Below are 18142 nucleotides of genomic sequence, written 5' to 3' on the forward strand. Positions count from 1 at the left end.
GGATTGCTATGAAAAATCTCTTTTTAGACACACGCACACTTGATAAACGCGCAAACACAGAGTTTAAACTCTCTAGTGAAATTTTAATGGAAAATGCCGCAAGAGGAATGCTAGAGTTTTTACACCCAAAACTTAATGCCAAAAGCAGAATCTTACTCGTTTGTGGAAATGGCGATAATGGCGCAGATTGCCTAGCACTTGCTAGAATGCTTTATGGAGCTTGCCATTTAAGTGTGCTTTTGCCACTTGGCGCAAAAAGCCCTTTATGTAAGCTTCAACTACAACGCCTAGAAGCCATTGCAACAAGCAATTTGCAACTTAACTTTTTAAAACAACTTGAAGGGGAGTTTGACATTATCTTTGATGGACTCTTTGGCGCAGGATTTAAGGGTGCGCTAAACTTAGAGCTTTGCGCCCTTTTAGAAAAACTTAATCAAACAAACGCCCTAAAAATTGCTTGTGATATTCCAAGTGGAATCCAAAATGATGGAGCAATCCCAAATCTAGCTTTCAAGGCAGATTACACGCTTACAATGGGTGCGCTAAAGAGTGCTTTATACCTTGATAATACAAAAGATTTTGTTGGAAAAGTGCATTTGCTCTCTTTAGGAATTACAGAAAACATTTTTACCCAAGAATCCCCCATAAAACTTTTAGAAAAAAGTGATTTTAAGCCCCCTTTTAGAGATAAACAAAACACTAATAAAGGAGATTTCGGACATTTATGCGTGTTTTTAGGAGAAAAGCACGGAGCTGGAATCTTGTGCGCTTTAAGTGCTTTTAAAAGCGGTTGTGGGCTTGTAAGTGTATTATGCAAAGAACAAGACAATCTCCCTTTTGAGCTAATGCACGCAAAAAAAATTCCACATAATACCACAGCTATTGCACTTGGAATGGGATTAGGAATAGATTTTAAGCTAGAAAATCATTTTACACAACTCCAAAACACGCCCTTAATTTTAGATGCAGATATTTTTTATAACCCTTCTTTTAAAGCCCTGCTACAAACGCATTCAAACTGCATTTTAACCCCACATCCAAAGGAATTTACACAAATTCTAAACGCCTTAAATCTCTGTAAAATCTCCACAAAAGATTTACAAAAAGATAGAATCCATTTTGCCCTAAAGTTTTCACACGCCTACCCTAGCGCAATCCTAGTCTTAAAAGGAGCAAACACAATCATTGCCCACAAAGATAATATTTACATTAATCCCTTTGGTAACAATGCCCTAGCCAAAGGCGGAAGTGGTGATGTGCTTTCTGGAATAATTAGCGGACTTGTAGCACAGGGCTATAGCACTCTAGATTCCGCGATTAATGGCGTTTTAATGCATAGTTTTTGTGTGGAATCCTTTTTAAAAACTTCTAATAATTTTTCGCTAACCCCCCTTGATTTAATTGAACAAATCCGCTACATTTAAGGCTTTAAAATTTAAAAAGGATTCTTATGCAAACTCTAAATAACCCCCTAAAAATCGGCGATAAAACATTCCAAAGTCGTCTTATTGTCGGAAGTGGTAAATACAAAGATTTTCAAACTACTTATAATGCTACAATTGCCTCTGAAGCAGAGATGATAACCGTTGCCGTGCGCCGTGTAAATATCACAAATCCCAATGAAGAAAATTTGCTAGATTATTTTAAAAATAGCAAGGTACAATTTCTTCCAAACTCCGCAGGTTGCACAAAAGCAGAAGAAGCAATCACACTTTTTCGCCTAACTAGAGAAGCTACCGGGATTAACTTCATCAAGCTAGAAATCATTGGCGATACTCAAAAAACACTTTATCCTGATGTGATTGAAACACTAAAAGCTTGTGAAGTGCTAGCAAAAGATGGCTTTTGCGTGCTTGCATATACTAGCGATGATCCTATTGTTGCAAAAGCACTTGAAAATGCAGGGGCTAGCGCAGTAATGCCTCTTGCAGCTCCCATAGGTAGCGGACTTGGAATCCAAAACCGCTACAATATCGCCTTTATTAAAGATGCTATAAAAGTGCCTGTGATTGTAGATGCTGGCGTAGGTTGTGCTTCTGACGCGGCTATTGCAATGGAATTAGGGGCTGATGCAGTGCTAACAAACACCGCCATAGCACAGGCTAAAGACCCTATTTTAATGGCACAAGCAATGCGCGATGCAGTAAGAGCTGGCAGAGCAAGCTATCTTGCAGGCAGAATCCCTAAAAAGCCCTATGCCACAGCAAGCTCTCCTACAATTGGAATGGTGGAGTTTTAAGCCTACTTAATGCAAGGCTATATTTTAAGCACAACGCGTGTGCGCGATGAAGATTTGCTTGTTAAGATTCTAACAAAAGAGCAGATTTACACACTCTATCGCTTCTATGGAGCTAGGCATAGTGTGGTGCATTTAGGGCATAAAATTGATTTTTCAATTGAAAAAGATTTAAGAGAGATTGGAAAACTAAGAGAACCTTTACATTTAGCATTTTCTTGGGAAAAAGAAGTGCAAATTCGCTACTTTTGGCAGCAATATCTACACTTGCTAAATGCTCATTTAAGGGATATTACAACACTTGATAGCTTTTATTTTAGCCATTTAGAAGAAGGCGCAAAACGCTTAAGAATTGAGAATCCAAAACGCTGTATTTTAAACCTTTATGCTAAACTTTTAAACTTTGAAGGGCGCAAAAACACGCTCCAAACTTGCTTAATTTGTGAGCAACCCTTAGGAGATAATATCATTTTAGGGCGTGGATTAGTGTGTGGGCATAAGGGCTGTATGGAAGGCGCATTATTTCCTAGATGGCAAATTTTAGCGTGGCTAAATTTACAAGGGGAATTTTTAGATTCTAATTGCGTAGATAACCTATGGAATCTCTTAACACAAGGGCTTTAACTTCTATTCTCTTTCTTGCTCATCAAAATCATTCTTGCCCCTAGCGATAAAAATCACGCGTGTGCCACTAAAATCAAAGCGTTCGCGTAAAAAATTTACCAAATACCGCTTATAGCTAAAATGCAAAGAATTAGGACGATTCATAATTAAAGCAATTTGTGGTGGCTTACTTTCAAATTGTGTCGCATAATAAATTTTCACAATCTTTCCATGATCGCTTGGTAAAGGATGGCGCATTGTAGCTTCTTTAATTGTCGCATTAAGTTTTGCAGTTGGAATCCTAAAGCTAAAGTTTGCATACACCCTTAAGATTTCTTCTTCAAGCTTTTGGATATGGCGTCCATTTTTAGCAGAAATTGTCAAAATTGGCGCATATTCTAAAAACTTAAAGCGCAATTTAAAATCTTCCATAATCCCTTTAAAATCCTTATGTGCAATATCCCATTTATTAAAAACCACAATCACACCAAGCTTAAACTCATCAATTAACCCAGCAATCTTTTCATCAAGCTCCACAAAAGGAACAGACGCATCAAGAACCAAAATCGCAATATCTGTGCGTTCCAAAATTGTGCGTGTGCGATTGAGTGCAAATTTCTCTAACCCTTCAATTTTCCCACGCCGTCTAATCCCAGCAGTATCCACAAAATTAACCCTTCTACCATTAATCTCACCGATTTCATCAACAGGATCAATGGTGGTCCCAGCTACATTAGAAACCACAGAACGCTCTTCTTTTAAAAGTGCATTTAACAAAGAGCTTTTCCCTACATTTACACGCCCTATGATTCCTATATTTATCAATTCATTTATTGTTTTTTCTGTTTCATTTTCTAAAAAATCTTCCAAAGATTCATCATTAAATTCTGCTTTTATTAAACTCTCCATCGTCTCATTTTTTAGTGCTTTTACAATGGCTTTTTCTAATTCTAAAATCCCACGATTGTGAGCCACAGAGATGTAAAACACATTTTTTGCCCCAAACTCCATAAATTCCCACGCATTTTGCTTTTCTTTATCATTATCTATTTTGTTAATTACCAAAAAAATATTTGGATTCTTTTTTTCTAAGGAGTAAAAAATCTCTTTATCTGCTTGCTCTGGGGGAGTCTTACCATCTACAAGATACAAAATTAAATCCGCACTCTCCCCTGTCCTTTGAGAATGCTTTGAAACACTCTGAAACAATGCGTCCTTATCATCTAAACCGCCTGTATCAAAAAGCAAAAAAGGCAAATCTTGCAATAAAATTCTAGCCTTTTTAACATCACGCGTCGTGCCTGCAATTTCTGAAGTAATTGCAATGCGTTGCTTGCAAAATCGGTTAAACAAGGAGCTTTTCCCAGCATTTGGACGACCTACAATTGCAATACTTCCATACACTTTATCCATTATTCTTTACCTTTTATTGTAATGCTCGCATTTTACTTTATTCTTTGTCAATTCCCTATAAAATTAACCACACTTTTAAACATAAAGTTCTAAGATTTCAAAAATATTTTAAGGCTAAAAATGGATTCCAACAAACAAGCAATCCTTGCAATTCTCTTTGCTGCTGTGTTATTTACTGCTATGGGAATGTTTGTAAAAATCTTAACACCAAATTTGCCGGCTATGGAAGTTGTGTTTGCTAGAAATCTTTTTGGGCTTGTGTGGATTTTAGGCGCACTACTTCTAAAGCCCCCCAAGCAAATAGGCGGCAAGCCCTTTGTGTTAGCGCTACGCGGATTTGCTGGAGGCAGTGCAATGCTTGCAAATTTTTATAATATGTCTGTTATGCCACTTGGAACCGCCTATGCTTTTTCCTACACTTCGCCAATTTTTTTAGCACTCTTTAGTGTGCTTTTTATTCACGATAAAGTTTCTTTAAAAACTTGGATTGCAATTTTACTTGGTTTTAGTGGAATCTTGCTAATTTCCAATCCTAAAGGCACAGATTTAACTTTTTTTGGTATTTGTATTGGACTATATAGTGGAATTGGAGCAGCACTTGCTTATCTTTCTATTACAAAACTTGCAAAGCTTTATGATACGCGCATAATTATTCTCTCTTTAATGCTTGCTGGCTCATTTTTGCCACTTTTAACACAAATCACACCCAACACAAACAATTCCATTGCGATTTTTGAACCCTTTGTAATGCCAAATTTTAAAGAGTTTTTACTGATTTTAGCATTAGGATTTGTTTCTACATATGCGCAAGTCTATCTCACAAAAGCTTACACAATAGGGAATCCACCAGTGATTGGGGCGATTTCTTATAGCACCATTCTTTTTGCAACCCTTGCTGGAATTATTTTGGGCGATAAAATCCCAAATACGCTCGTAATCTTAGGAATGCTTTTAATCATCTGTGGTGGAATCTTAGCAGTGCTTCACAAACGCGCTTAATTCTCTAATTTCACAAAATCAAGCTCAAGTGCTGGTATGTTTGAAATCGCATTCCCTGCAATCCCTTTAAGCGCGCCATACATACTAATTGAGCCTTCTAGCACCTTTTGAATCTGTTTCTCGCGCTGTTTCCATAGTTTTTGCATAGCATTTTTTTCCTTATCCAAATCGTTTTGCATTTGCATAAAGCCATCCACAATGGCTTCAATTTGCATTTTAAATTCTGAGCTTGTAAGATAACTATAAAGCATTTGCATTTTATCTTGCCTATTTTCTGTTGTTTTCTTTGCCCAAGCAATCTTAATTAAACTATCCCTTAACACTAAAACCAAAGCCTTAAACTCATAAAAAGTGCAAACCCAAATCCCATCAAGCATACCCATTCTTTCAAATTCTTTTGGCAAGGCTTCAGTTACCAACACTCCAATATCTGCGCCATTTGCACGCATATCGTTTTTTAATTTTTCAATCCATTCTTTTTGAAAATGCTTTGTGCGCTTACTCTCATAATAAATCTTTCCGCAATTTTGACTCCCTTCTGTATGCACAATTTGCACGCAATCACCACCATTTTGCCCTTTTTTAATCTCTGTAATACTATCAAGCGGAAATTGCGCTTGCAAATACTCTTCAATAGCAAGCTCTTGAACTTCACCTTGAAGTTGCTGTGAGCCTATTGCAGCTTTGCGCTGGGCTTCTTGAAGTTGCTTTTGCAAATCTTCAAGTTGCTTTTCTTTTTCTTTCAGCTTTAAAAGATGTTGCGATTCTATTTCTTGTTGTGTTTTTTCTTTAAAGGCTTGCATTTGTAAAGTCAATTGCTCTTGAGCTTGCGCGTTGATTTTAGATTCTATCTCACTATTTTCACGCTTCAAACGCTCAATTTCAATTTTAGCTATATTTAATTCTTTAACTTTATTTGATTTTTCTTGTAATTCATTTTGCATTGCTTCTAATGCGCTTTTGTGTTCTTCTAAAACTTCTTTTCTTAAAATTTCTTGCATTTTAGTGCGCTCTTGCTGTAAGCCCTTTTGGATTCCATTGTCAATAGTCACTTGCAAAGATTGCTGTTGCTCCTTTAAATCGTTAAAAGCGTTTTGATACTCTTTTCTTTTTTCTTGCACTTCTTTATCAAATTTTTCTTTTTCTTTTTGTTGCTCTTGCTGAAGCTGCGCATAAATTTGCTGATACACCACGGATTGCACATTGATTTCTGTCTTACAATTTGGACATTGAATTGCTTTTTCTTGCATTTTTCCCTCCTTAACTTAACGCGAAAATTTTAGCTATAATTCTTTAAATTTAACCAAAAGGATCATAATGCAAAACTTATTTAAAATCCAGCCTTATTGCTTTGTTTTATACCTCTTATTAATTGGCATTTCTCTTGGTGCTGTGCTTGCTAGCGGAGCATTTAGCGCACCTACAATATTTCGTGCCGCAAGCCTTGTGCCAAATCTCAATATTAGTCTATTCCAATCTGGAATCTTGATGACAAGTATTTTTGTAAAACTCAATCTTTTACTTAATTTCTTAGCCTTTTTTATCCTTATTTATGAGATTTTAGCCTTGCGCGTAAGTGGGGCAAAGGTTGCTCCAACACTAGGTTTTATTAGTGTAATTTTGATTTTTCTTTTTACAATGTATTACACACCTTACATTCTAGAAGCGCAGAAGCTAGGTGAAGATGGAATCGCAAATGCGACTTTTGATGCGATGCATACGCAATCAGTGCTTGTTTTCAAAGCTTTAATGATAAGTCTTTGTTTGCTCTTTATTGTGCGACTTTTAAAGGTTAGTAGCGGTTGCAAAGGTAGATAAAATCGCAATATTGGCACATATAGCGTTTTTGAGTTAGGGAAAAATCCACTTCCCTAACCTCTTTTTTTATCTCTTGAAGCTTACTTTTTAGAGCATTTGCCTTTGCTTCTAAATCTACTTCTTGGATAATATCTGCTTCATATAAATCATAAAATCTAGCATCTACATTGCATTTTGGATTCTGCATTTTCACTGCTAGATAATACATAGGAAGCTGAAAATCACTAGATTTATCATAGCTTTTTACAGAATCTCTTTTTAAAGAACGCTTATATTTATAATCCAACACAAGAAGTTCATTCCCCTTTTTATCAATCCTATCAATACGCCCTTTTAACTCAAAACCTTCAAGCATAAAGCTAAAATCACTCTCAAATAAAACAGGATTCCAACCTTCTTTTAATCTCTCTTTCTCTAAATCAAATACGCGTTTAAAATATTTCTTAGCCAACTCACTCTCAAACCGCTCTCTAGCACTAACGCTTACATTTAAACGCCGACAAAATTCCTTATACAAAATCTCTGCATCAAACTCTTGCGCTTGTGCATACACTTCTCTTAAGGCTTCGTGAATCTTACTTCCAATATTAACACGCTCTTGTTCTTGTGCTTTTAGCCCCAAAACATAACGATAATAAAATTTGCGCTTGCAAGTCAAAAAACATTCCAAACTTGTCGCGCTAAAAGAATCTTTATTTAAAGGCGCAATAATTTGCTGTTCTTTATAGTTTAAAGCCTTGCCACTTAAAAAATACTCACTATAAGCTGGGCTTGTTTTCTGTGGCGTTTGTGTCCCAAATATAGAATCCTCCAACAAAAAACGCGATGGCTTATCCACCACATTATTTAAACATAAAATTCTAGCTTCTTTTGCGCCACCTAAAAGCTCGGCATAATAATGCTTTTGTAAATTTTCCCTATTTTTGCGCGTTGGAAGTCCAACACTTTCTCTAATTTTTGTGTTTAAAAAAATATCTTTATCGCTAAGAGATGGCACATTGCTTGCGTTAAATTCAGGAATAATCACATACTCCAAATCTACACCGCGCGTTTCTAAAATCCCCATAACGCGTATTCTCCCACCGCCTACATCATCTAAACTCTGCTCTTTTAAAATCTCTAAAAACACCAAAATTTGCTCATTTACTTCAAGGCTTTCTAAATACGGCAAAGAAAATCTAAATTCATCTAAAATTTCTTGTATAAGACTAACAGCACCTAAACTCTCTTGCTCTAAGCACTTTTTTAAATGTGTTTCAAATTCTGAAAAATTGCCAAAACTTTTTTGAAGTATGGAATCCAAAATCTCTTGAAAAACATTAAGAGCATTTAGTTTCTGCCCCATTGCAAAGTTAAAATTTCTTGCCTTATCAAAAAGCTTCAAATATTCTACAAAACTCTCATCAGGCAATATCACGCTAATTTGCTCTGGCAACACATTTTGTTTTAACCAAATATCAATTTGAGAAAAGATTCCACCCACTTCTGCAATTCTATCTTGAAACTCCAAAATCTGTAAATTTTTCGCACCATCGCAAGCTTTCTTAAAATCTAGAATGCTAAATTTTCCTTGTTCTAATGTAACAATGTATGCACCAATTTCTAAATTTAGAACAAAAAGTTTTTGATAATAATCCTGATTAAATATATCAATTTTTATGGAAAAACAAAATGGAATATTTTTTGAAATCTCTTTAAAAATAATCACTTCAAAATGTGATAAAAATCCATCTATTTGCATTTGGATTTTTGAAAATCCTTTTAAAAGTTCAAAAGTAATCACATAATCTTGCAAAAAATAATGATCAAAAAAATGATGCTTTTCTAAAAGTTTTTGATACGCACTAAAAACAGATTTTAGTACTTGAAGATGATCATCATAAAAGGCGTAAATATCAAGCTTTTCTAACGCACTAATGGGCACACATTCTGCGCATAATTCATCATAAAATTTTAAAAAAAAACTAGAATTTTGCAAAAACTGCGTAAAATTTTTCGCAAATTCCCCAAGTTTTTGTGTATCTGTTGAATGGATTGCTTTATAAAGATAATATTGTCTTAAATACTTTGGAATTTTACGCTTCCCTTCTACACGCAAAACAAACTCTAAAAACTCCCCCACGCTCTTTGCGACAGGCAAAAAACTCTCCGCATAATTTTGCGCAAAAAAACTCTTCATAGAGCGGGTGCTAGAAAATAAATATAAAACTTCCACGATTTAAAACTATTTTTGGCTTTAAGGCTACTTTAGTAAGTTTTTAGCCACTTGCACAACATTTTCCACACTAAAACCAAAATGCTTAAACAGAACATCTCCCTTACCACTTGCACCAAATCCTTCCATTCCAACCATTCCATCTGCAAAGGCATACCACTCCAATCCTCTGCTTGCTTCAATGGCTAGCACTTTGCCTTGCAATAAGGATTCCTTATAAGTCTTATCTTGCCGTAAAAACAAATCATAGCAAGGCACACTTACAACACGCGTTGCAATCCCTTCACTTTCTAAAGCTTCCGCGCTTTTTAAAGCAAGTTCCACTTCACTACCTGTGGCAAGCAAAGTAATTTGTGCTTCTTTTGCTAATATGGAATCCTTTTTAAGATACGCCCCTTTTAACACACTCTCTTTATCCACTTTTTCTAAAAGTGGCAAATTTTGACGACTAAGCACAAATGCGCTTGGTGCTTCTAACTCTAAGGCAACTTGCCAGCACGCAATGTTTTCACAGGCATCACAAGGACGGAAAACATTTAAATTTGGTATTGCGCGAAAATGGCTTAATTGCTCAATAGGTTCGTGTGTTGCGCCATCTTCTCCCACGCCAATGCTATCGTGTGTCCAAACATAAAATACCTTAGATTGCATAAGGCTTGCCACACGCACACTAGGCGACATATAATCACTAAAAACAAAAAAGGTTGCACAAAAAGGTAAAAATAACCCATAATTTGCTAGCGCATTGCTAATTGCACCCATCGCGTGTTCACGGATTCCAAAATGTAAATTATTTCCTTTTGGAAAATCACCCAAATCTTTTAATTCCGTATTATTTGATGGGGCTAAATCTGCACTTCCACCGATAAATCCGGGCAATGCCTTAGAAATAGCATTCAAAATCATTCCATTGCTTGTGCGTGTTGCTATTGTTTCTTGTGTGAAATTGGGATACACGATTTTAGAAAAATCAGGATTTAGCATTTGTCCTAAAAGCTCTTTTTTATCGCTTTGTTCCAATATTTTTTGCCAAGTATGATTTGCCAATGCGCCAAGCTCTGCAGTGTTTTTAAAGCGCAATGCGGAAGTCTTTGGGATAAAAAACTTCTCTTCTGGATTAAAACCTAACTTTTCTTTAGAAATTGCAATCTCTTGCCCCCCTAAAGGCGCGCCGTGTGCCTTGTGTGAGCCACAAAGACTTTGCGCACCTTTTGCAATCTGTGTTTTTGCAATGATTAACACAGGCTTGCTTGCACCTTTTGCCTGCTCTAGAGCCTTATCAATCTCTAAAAAATTATGCCCATCAATGTTTAAAACTTCCCAATTTTGAGCTTCAAAACGCATTTTAACACTTTCACTCCACGCAATATTACAATCCCCTTCAATAGTAATATTATTAGAATCATAAATCACAATAAGATTATCTAAATTGTGATGCCCAGCAAGCGAACAAGCCTCGTAAGAAATTCCCTCTTGCAAATCCCCATCACCACATAAACAATAAACTTTATGATTAATTAAATCCTTGCCTAAAATATTGCTAGCAAGCTTACCTGCCATCGCAAAGCCTACAGCATTTGCAATGCCTTGCCCTAAAGGACCTGTGGTAATCTCAACGCCGGGAGTATGCTTATATTCTGGATGTCCGGGGGTTTTAGAGCCAAATTTTCTAAAACTTTTTAAATCCTCCAAACTTACATCAAAACCCCATAAATGAAGTAAGGAATACACAAGCGCGCTTGCGTGTCCTCCACTAAAAACCAATCTGTCCCGATTAATCCATTGCGGATTAGTTGGATTTAATTTAATATGATATCCAAGCACAACAGCAATATCTGCCAGCCCCATAGGAGCACCCGGATGCCCGCTATTTGCATTTTCTACCATATCTGCACACAAAAATCGCAAGGAATTTGCCATTAACGCATATTCGCCAAATTCTTTTTCATCTAACATTTGATTCCTTTATTTACGACTCCACAAACATATCGCGCATTAAAATTTAATCTAAAAATTCTACTAAAAAATCTCTTATAAAATCTTTTGCACTTTTACACATTTGATATCTTGCTTACAAGTTTTACAACGAAATTTTTCACCTTTTTCAATTCTTCTATGAATATCAAGTGGAACATCGTGAAGCTTTCCTGAGCAAGCACAACCATAATAATACACCTCTGTTGCTAACTCAATTTCACCTTCTGTGATTTCAGGATCCTGCCCTGTGAGCATACTACGACGAAATCTTTCAATTTTCATATCTTCTTTTAGAATATGCTCTAAGAGCCATTTTTTTGCAATGATATGCAATTTTTCTTTCATATCATTAACATTTTTAACATTTTTAATAAGCATTACTAAACTTTTTGTAAGCTCATTATGAATCTTCTTATGATTTACAATATCTGGATAGCCAATCTTTTCCATATATTGTTCCTCATCATTAAAATGTTCTTTAATGTAGTTACAAAACTCTGCCAAAATTGTACGAATTTCATCTGGTGTTACTTGATGATTTAACATAATATATGCTTGCTTAGCTAGATCAAAAAGTTTTTTATGCTGTGTGTCAATATGCGCATTATGCACACTATAAGAATCACTCCACTCAATCATCATCACTCCTTTTTTAAATCACTACCCAAATTATATCAACTCTTAACTTTTAAAAACTCACTATATAAATCATCTAATCTTTTTAGTGCTTCTGCATATTCTCCATCCTTTTGCGTTTGGGATTCTAACAAATCTAACCTCTTTTTTAAATAAATAAAAAGCTGATAAGAAACATCTGGAATTTTATTTAAATCATCACTCATTCCTTTAATGATATTTCTTGCTGGAATTCCAACAGCGGTTGAATTTGGTGGCACAGGACGAATCACCACAGAATTTGCACCAATTTTAGAATGCGCCCCTACAACAATATTTCCAAGCACCTTTGCCCCAGCACCAATAATCACAAAATCTTCAATAGTTGGATGCCTTTTAACACGCTCTAAACTCACACCGCCCAAACTCACACCTTGATAAATCGTTACCTCATTTCCCACTTCTGCAGTTTCTCCAATTACCACTCCAACGCCGTGGTCAATAAACACACGATGCCCAATTTTACAAGCAGGATGAATATCAATGTTTGTAATCCATTGCGTAAAACCCATAATCACTCTTGCTAAAAGATGGAATCCTTTTTCATAAACCCTATGCGCAACTCTATAATGCACAAGCGCAACAAGTCCGGGATAGTTAAAAAACAATTCCATTTTAGAATTAATCGCAGGATCTTTTTCCAAAATCACTGCAAAATCTTCCTTAATAGTGCCAAAAAGCGTTGTGGCATAGCTCAAGGCATTTCCCCTTCGCTCTTAAACACCGTTCTTAAATAACCATTTTCACTAAGCATTACATAGAGTTGTCCCAGCACTTCTTTCTTAGCCTCCTCTGGGATTTTCTCACTCTCATCTAAGCGTTGCTTTAAACAGCGCTCAATCTCTTTTGTATCATAATCTAAATCATCAAGCACATCTAAAATCGTTTGTGCCTCTAAAAGATTTTCAATACTATAATCCCCATCTTCTTCATCAAACACAACGCTAAATTCTGTAGGATGAGTGAAAAGATTATGGCGCATTCCAAGCACTTCTTGATAAGCACCTACCAAAAAGAATCCTAAAAAATACTCTTCTTTATTCACATCAATATCATGCAAAAACAAAGGTGCGTTTTTGTCAAAAGTTACTTCTCCATCGCTATCACAAGTAATATCCCAAAGGCTAGCACTTCTTGTTGGACGCCTATTAAGCCTATCTAACGGAATTACAGGGAAGTTTTGAGCCAGCCCCCAATAATCTGGCAAACTCTGAAAAAAGCTACAATTTAGCAAATACCGCTCTTGGACTTGTTCTTGAATGCGAATAATATCACTATGATTTTTGTGTTTTAAAATCTTAATCACTTTTTTGATAATCAAATGCACCAACACTTCTGTATTGCTTCTATCTTGCAAATCAATATAGCCCAAATCAAAAAGTGTCAAAAGTGATTCCATATGCTCTAAACTATCGTGCAAATACTCAATTGCATAACGCTCATTAATTGTATTATATAAATCTAGTAGCTCCTCTACTAATGGCGGATTTTTGTCTTTTAAATGCAATGCCTTTTCATCATATTCTTGTGAAAACAACTCCAACACCGGAGAAATTAGCACCGCATGGCTTGCAGATACATAACGCCCTGATTCTATAAAAATATCCGGTTCTGGCTCTTTTTTATTCTTTGCAATCTCTTTAAGTGTAAAAACAACATTTCCACTAAATTCTGCTAGTGTGTAGTTACGATTTTGTGTGTTTTCGTGCTGTGCATATTCTACAGCCAATCCACCACCAATATTAACATTATTTAAATTTTTAGCACCCATTTTACGCAATTCTGCATAAATATTTCCTGCCTCTCTTAAAGCTTTTTTCAAAGGTGCAATATCACTAATTTGACTGCCAATATGAAAATGAATCATTGTAAATTTATCTAAAAGCTTGTTTTTTTGTAGCAATGAAATCGCCTCTACAAGCTCTGTTGCAGTCAGTCCAAACTTAGAATTTATCCCCCCACTTTTTGCCCAGATTCCAACCCCTGTGCTATGCAATCTTATTCTAAGCCCGATATTTGGATAAGGCTTGCCAAGCGTTTTTGCCACTTCAATAATTGTTTCAAGCTCATTTAATCCTTCAATAGTTAGCGTAATATCGTGTCCCATTTTTGCGGCAATAAAGCCCAAAGAAATCATCTCTTTATCTTTAAAGCCATTAACCGTAATAGGTGCATTATCATTTGTATAAGCCATTGCAATAATTAACTCTGACTTACTCCCCGCTTCTAGCCCATAGCATCGCTTAATATTTTGTTCCATTAAAGGTAAAATAAAATTTGGATAATGATTAACTTTAATCGGGAAAACCGCTTTAAAACGCCCTTTATAATGATGTTCTTTAATGGAAGCTTCAAAGTTCGTAAAGATCTTTTCTACTTGCTTTTTCATCAAATGTGGAAAACGCACAAGTAAAGGTCCCCTATACCCATCTTCACGCACTTTTTTGACAATATCTATTAAAGCTGGCTTACTTTTATAATTAACCTTTACTTGCCCATCTTCAATAATAAAATCATCTTTTCCCCAATAGTTAATTCCATAATCCACCATAAGCCACCTTTAAGCTTTAATATCAAGCAAAGTTTGCAACATAGAATCCGCTGTTTGAATACTTTTTACATTTGCCTCAACGCCATTTTGCGCCACTATCTGCTGTGGTATTTGCGTGGTTAAATCCACATTAGAAGTCTCAAGTGTAGCTTGTTGCACATTTGTGCTAATTCCACTTTGGGCAACAGAAAATGCATCATATCCATAACTTGCACCAATAGTCATAGCTAATCCTTTTAAGAACAAATTTTTATAATTAAAATGCCAAACTATAACCAAAAATTACTAAAAAAACCTAAAAACAACGTGGTAAATCAGAGGGCTTATATAAATTTTAATTTATGGGGTTTTGGATTCTAGTCTCAGCATTTTTACAAAAAACCAAACCACTAGAATCCAAAAATAAGATATTAGGAAATTTAACCTAAAAACTCACGCTTAAAATATTCTCTTGATGCTTTGCAAAGCGGACAAGCTCCAGGAGCTTTTTTGCCACGATGAATATGCCCACACACTTCGCATACCCATACTTCCTCACTACTGCTTTCAAAAAATCCTTCTGCATCAAGCATAGCTTTCAACTCTAAATATTCTCTTTCATGCTCAACTTCTACTTTACCAATAGCATTAAACAAGCGCACAATATCTTTTTTGCCCTCTTCTTCAGCAATTTTGGCAAAATTTGGATACATTATTGTATACTCATAGTTTTCACCCTCTGCTGCACTTAATAAGTTTTTTGCAGTAATTTCAAGCTCTTTACCATCAACAATTTTATGATAAGCCTTAAATTCTGCCCTTGCGTGCCATTTCTCATTTTCTGCCGCTTCCCTAAAATGTCTAGCCACTGCGTGCCAGCCCTCTTCTTCTGCTACATCAGCAAATAAATCATACTTATTGCGCGCCATTGACTCCCCAGCAAATGCTTTCATTAAATTTACAGCAGTTAAGTCCTGCGTTACACACACCATAGGTTCACCACAGCAGCTAAGTGTCCCACCCCCTACACTTTGCATCTCTACTTCATTGCCACATTTTTGGCATTTATATGTTTCATATTGTCGCATAACTTACTCCTTAAATTTAAGATTTTATAATTATAGCACAAGGTTATTAAATAATAAATATTATTAATAATGAAGAATTTTGTAGAATGATATGAAGAATTTCAAGCCAAAAGGCTTGAAATTTTTTAAGCTTTTCGTGAGCCTTTAAAATCGTGGATTACCGCGATACCTCCTGCAATATCGCTTAAAATTGCACAAGCTGTCTCTGTGGCGCTTCCCATAGCACAAGCTACCATTGTTGTAACTCCAGATACGATTCCAGCAGCATAAATTCCATCTTTTACCACATTACGCCCAGAAACTTCTAAACAAACTTTGCCCGGCTTTGGCATAAGTGTATGAGGCTTTACAAAGGATTCCAACCCCTTAATATTGCAAGCACTAGCACCTGTTGCAACAATCACATAATCTGCTTTTTTTACAAATCCTGCTCCACTCACCTCAAAATCCCCTTTTTCACCGCAGACTTCTGTGGCTTCAGCTTCTATAAACTCTACTTTTGCAAGCTTATTTAATTGCTCTTTTGTAGAAGCGATAATTTCTTCTCCATTAATTCCAGCCCTAAACATCGGCACATTATACACATCAGCCTTGTATAAATCTGCCTCTTTACCACCTTTTTCAATAATGCTTAACTCAAAATCAAGCTCCCCTTTAATCGCACTTGCAAGCACTAATGCCGCACTAAGACCACCGATAGATCCACCAATAATTACAACTCTTTTTTTCATTGTTTTCCTTTATTTTAAGATAAATTTAATACTAATTTGCCTTATCTTAGACATTGACAAAATTACAAAAAATTTTATAAAAAACTTCTTATTTGCTTTATAAATTTTCCAAAATTGTTTCCACAACTTTTCTTGGATTCTCCGCCTTGTAAATAGGGCGACCCACCACGATAAAATCACTTCTAGCGTCCTTTGCATCTTGTAAGGTTGCCACACGCTTTTGATCCCCGCTACTCTCGCCAAAGGGGCGGATTGCAGGTGTGAGCGTTAAAAACTCATCACCTAATTGCGTTTTTACCACTAAAGATTCCGCACAAGAACAAACCACACCATTAACTCCACATTCCTTAGCCATTTTTGCAAACTCTAGCACCTGTGTTTCAAGCCCTGTGTGATAGACTTCAAAAAAGCTATTCTCATCAAAGCTTGTAAGCGCTGTTACAGCCATCACAAGCGGCGGATTTGAAAAAGCTTTTAAACGCGCCATTACTTCTAGCATCGCTTCCCTACCGCTACTTGCGTGAATGGTTAGCATATCCACATTAAGCGTGGCGATAGATTCCACACTATCGCCCATTGTGTTTGGAATATCATAAAGCTTCAAATCTAAAAAAATCTTAAATTGTGGATTAAGCGCCTTAATCTCTGTCAAAAACTCCGCACCATCACGAATAAAGCTTCTTAAGCCAACCTTTACCCAAACTTGCTCGTTGAATTTTAAGGACTCTAAAAGAGCTAGATTTTCTTTTTTACTTGGTAAATCAAGCGCAATACAAAGTTTCATTCCTTAACCTTTTTTTGCAGAATTCTTTTTATCTTTTAGAGGCTTCAAGCTTCTTGTTTTGCTACTTTTGTAATTTTTAGATTCTAACTTTTTAAAATCTCTTTTTGGTTTTTCAAATCCCTTAGAATTTGGCGTATTTTCTGTTTCTAGGTTATTAATTTCTTGCTTATGCGCTTCTTGTTCCTTTATAGAATCCACACTTAGCGTTGCGTTTTTTGCGATTCCATCTAAGATTCCATTAATAAATTTTGTAGAAGTTTCATTGCTAAAATTTTTTGTAATCTCTAAAGCTTCATTAATCACAATCGCCTTATCCATTCCGCTAAAAATTATCTCATATGCCCCCAAGCGCAAAATCGCACGTTCCATATCGCCAATACGCTCAAAATCCCAATTTTTAATCTGATGCTTAATGCGCAAATCAACTTCTTCTAAATGTTCCAAAACACCATTAAAAAGAGTCTTTGCAAACTCATTTTGTGCATTTTTAATTTTATGCTCACTTAAGATTTCTTCTACAAACTTTGAAATCCCATCATTCCCACTTCCATAAGCATACAAAAGCTGTGCAACAGCCACTCTCGCGTGCGTGCGTGTCGCCATTACACACCAAGCTTTCTATAGAGATTAATAAGCTCAATCAATCCAACCATTGATTCAAATCCCTTATTTCCCGCCTTTGTTCCAGCGCGTTCAATCGCTTGTTCAATGCTATCTGTTGTTAGCACGCCAAAAGTAACTGCCGCTCCATAACGCACAGTTACATTTGCAATTCCCTTTGTTGCTTCCGCACTCACATAATCAAAGTGTGGCGTAGAGCCACGAATAATAGCTCCCAAGCAACAAACTCCATCAAAATCACCTTGCGAAAGCACTTTTTCTAAAGCAAAAGGAATCTCAAAAGCTCCTGGCACTAAAATATGTGAGAGATTCTCATCTCTCCCTCCGTGGCGCAAAAAACAATCCCTAGCACCTTCTACTAACCTATCTGTAATTAAATGATTAAAACGACTTGAAATAATCGCAATTTTCTCATCACCCATAAGAGCTAAACTTCCTTCAATAACTTGCAT

General features: G+C 36.0%; 18 protein-coding genes. 5 read left to right on the forward strand and 13 right to left on the reverse strand.

Annotated features, from left to right (window positions below; genetic code table 11):
• Positions 1–8 precede the first annotated feature (8 nt).
• The 3 genes from IP358_RS06105 to recO are packed head-to-tail and all read left to right on the forward strand — an operon-like array spanning position 9 to position 2860.
• Complete coding sequence (locus IP358_RS06105) at positions 9–1424, forward strand: bifunctional ADP-dependent NAD(P)H-hydrate dehydratase/NAD(P)H-hydrate epimerase (protein WP_006802703.1); 1416 nt, start codon at positions 9–11, stop codon at positions 1422–1424.
• Between the two features lie 26 nt (positions 1425–1450).
• Positions 1451–2239 carry a thiazole synthase gene (locus IP358_RS06110; RefSeq protein WP_006802704.1) on the forward strand — a complete coding sequence of 263 codons (789 nt, stop codon included), beginning with the start codon at positions 1451–1453 and terminating at the stop codon, positions 2237–2239.
• Positions 2240–2248: 9 nt separating this feature from the next.
• Complete coding sequence (gene recO / locus IP358_RS06115; RefSeq protein WP_006802705.1) at positions 2249–2860, forward strand: recombination protein RecO; 612 nt, start codon at positions 2249–2251, stop codon at positions 2858–2860.
• Positions 2861–2863: 3 nt separating this feature from the next.
• On the opposite strand, the gene der is transcribed toward recO, so the two are convergent.
• A complete protein-coding gene (gene der / locus IP358_RS06120; protein ID WP_006802706.1) occupies positions 2864–4252 on the reverse strand; it encodes a ribosome biogenesis GTPase Der in 1389 nt (462 codons plus the stop codon).
• Between the two features lie 120 nt (positions 4253–4372).
• Here der and IP358_RS06125 point away from each other — a divergent pair, with 120 nt between their 5' ends.
• Complete coding sequence (locus tag IP358_RS06125; protein ID WP_006802707.1) at positions 4373–5251, forward strand: DMT family transporter; 879 nt, start codon at positions 4373–4375, stop codon at positions 5249–5251.
• Here IP358_RS06125 and IP358_RS06130 read toward each other — a convergent pair.
• The gene (locus tag IP358_RS06130) at positions 5248–6501 is read right to left on the reverse strand and encodes a DUF2130 domain-containing protein (RefSeq protein WP_006802708.1); all 1254 of its coding nucleotides are present in this window, start codon (positions 6499–6501) and stop codon (positions 5248–5250) included. The two genes, IP358_RS06125 and IP358_RS06130, sit on opposite strands and share 4 nt — an antisense overlap.
• Before the next feature lie 67 nt (positions 6502–6568).
• Here IP358_RS06130 and IP358_RS06135 point away from each other — a divergent pair, with 67 nt between their 5' ends.
• A complete protein-coding gene (locus tag IP358_RS06135; RefSeq protein ID WP_006802709.1) occupies positions 6569–7069 on the forward strand; it encodes a DUF4149 domain-containing protein in 501 nt (166 codons plus the stop codon).
• Here the strand turns inward: IP358_RS06135 and IP358_RS06140 are convergent.
• From IP358_RS06140 to ribH, 11 genes are all read right to left on the reverse strand, one after another.
• Positions 7044–9248, reverse strand: coding sequence for a PD-(D/E)XK nuclease family protein (locus IP358_RS06140; protein WP_257534869.1), 2205 nt, complete (start codon positions 9246–9248; stop codon positions 7044–7046). The two genes, IP358_RS06135 and IP358_RS06140, sit on opposite strands and share 26 nt — an antisense overlap.
• A gap of 63 nt (positions 9249–9311) precedes the next feature.
• The gene (gene tkt, locus IP358_RS06145) at positions 9312–11240 is read right to left on the reverse strand and encodes a transketolase (protein ID WP_006802711.1); all 1929 of its coding nucleotides are present in this window, start codon (positions 11238–11240) and stop codon (positions 9312–9314) included.
• A gap of 75 nt (positions 11241–11315) precedes the next feature.
• Entirely contained in the window at positions 11316–11903 is a 588-nt protein-coding gene (locus IP358_RS06150) for a bacteriohemerythrin (RefSeq protein WP_006802712.1), read from the reverse strand.
• Positions 11904–11935: 32 nt separating this feature from the next.
• Positions 11936–12634 (reverse strand): serine O-acetyltransferase, encoded by a 699-nt coding sequence (gene cysE, locus IP358_RS06155; RefSeq protein ID WP_006802713.1) that lies wholly within the window; start codon positions 12632–12634, stop codon positions 11936–11938.
• Positions 12631–14487: an arginine decarboxylase gene (gene speA, locus IP358_RS06160; protein ID WP_006802714.1), complete on the reverse strand. Its 1857-nt coding sequence runs from the start codon at positions 14485–14487 to the stop codon at positions 12631–12633. The genes cysE and speA overlap by 4 nt, the downstream gene beginning before the upstream one ends.
• 9 nt (positions 14488–14496) lie before the next feature.
• On the reverse strand, positions 14497–14712 hold the full coding sequence (locus IP358_RS06165; RefSeq protein WP_006802715.1) for a flagellar basal body rod C-terminal domain-containing protein: 216 nt from the start codon (positions 14710–14712) through the stop codon (positions 14497–14499).
• A gap of 194 nt (positions 14713–14906) precedes the next feature.
• The gene (locus IP358_RS06170; protein ID WP_006802716.1) at positions 14907–15554 is read right to left on the reverse strand and encodes a ferritin family protein; all 648 of its coding nucleotides are present in this window, start codon (positions 15552–15554) and stop codon (positions 14907–14909) included.
• 125 nt (positions 15555–15679) lie between these two features.
• Positions 15680–16285, reverse strand: a complete 606-nt coding sequence (locus IP358_RS06175) for an FAD-dependent oxidoreductase (protein WP_006802717.1) — start codon at positions 16283–16285, stop codon at positions 15680–15682.
• Between the two features lie 97 nt (positions 16286–16382).
• A complete protein-coding gene (pyrF, locus tag IP358_RS06180; RefSeq protein ID WP_006802718.1) occupies positions 16383–17069 on the reverse strand; it encodes an orotidine-5'-phosphate decarboxylase in 687 nt (228 codons plus the stop codon).
• A gap of 3 nt (positions 17070–17072) precedes the next feature.
• Complete coding sequence (nusB, locus tag IP358_RS06185; RefSeq protein ID WP_006802719.1) at positions 17073–17672, reverse strand: transcription antitermination factor NusB; 600 nt, start codon at positions 17670–17672, stop codon at positions 17073–17075.
• Entirely contained in the window at positions 17672–18142 is a 471-nt protein-coding gene (gene ribH / locus IP358_RS06190; RefSeq protein WP_006802720.1) for a 6,7-dimethyl-8-ribityllumazine synthase, read from the reverse strand. Before ribH ends, nusB begins: the two co-directional genes overlap by 1 nt.

It is taken from the genome of Helicobacter winghamensis ATCC BAA-430, assembly GCF_028751035.1.
In the GTDB taxonomy this organism is placed as follows: Bacteria; Campylobacterota; Campylobacteria; order Campylobacterales; family Helicobacteraceae; genus Helicobacter_D; species Helicobacter_D winghamensis.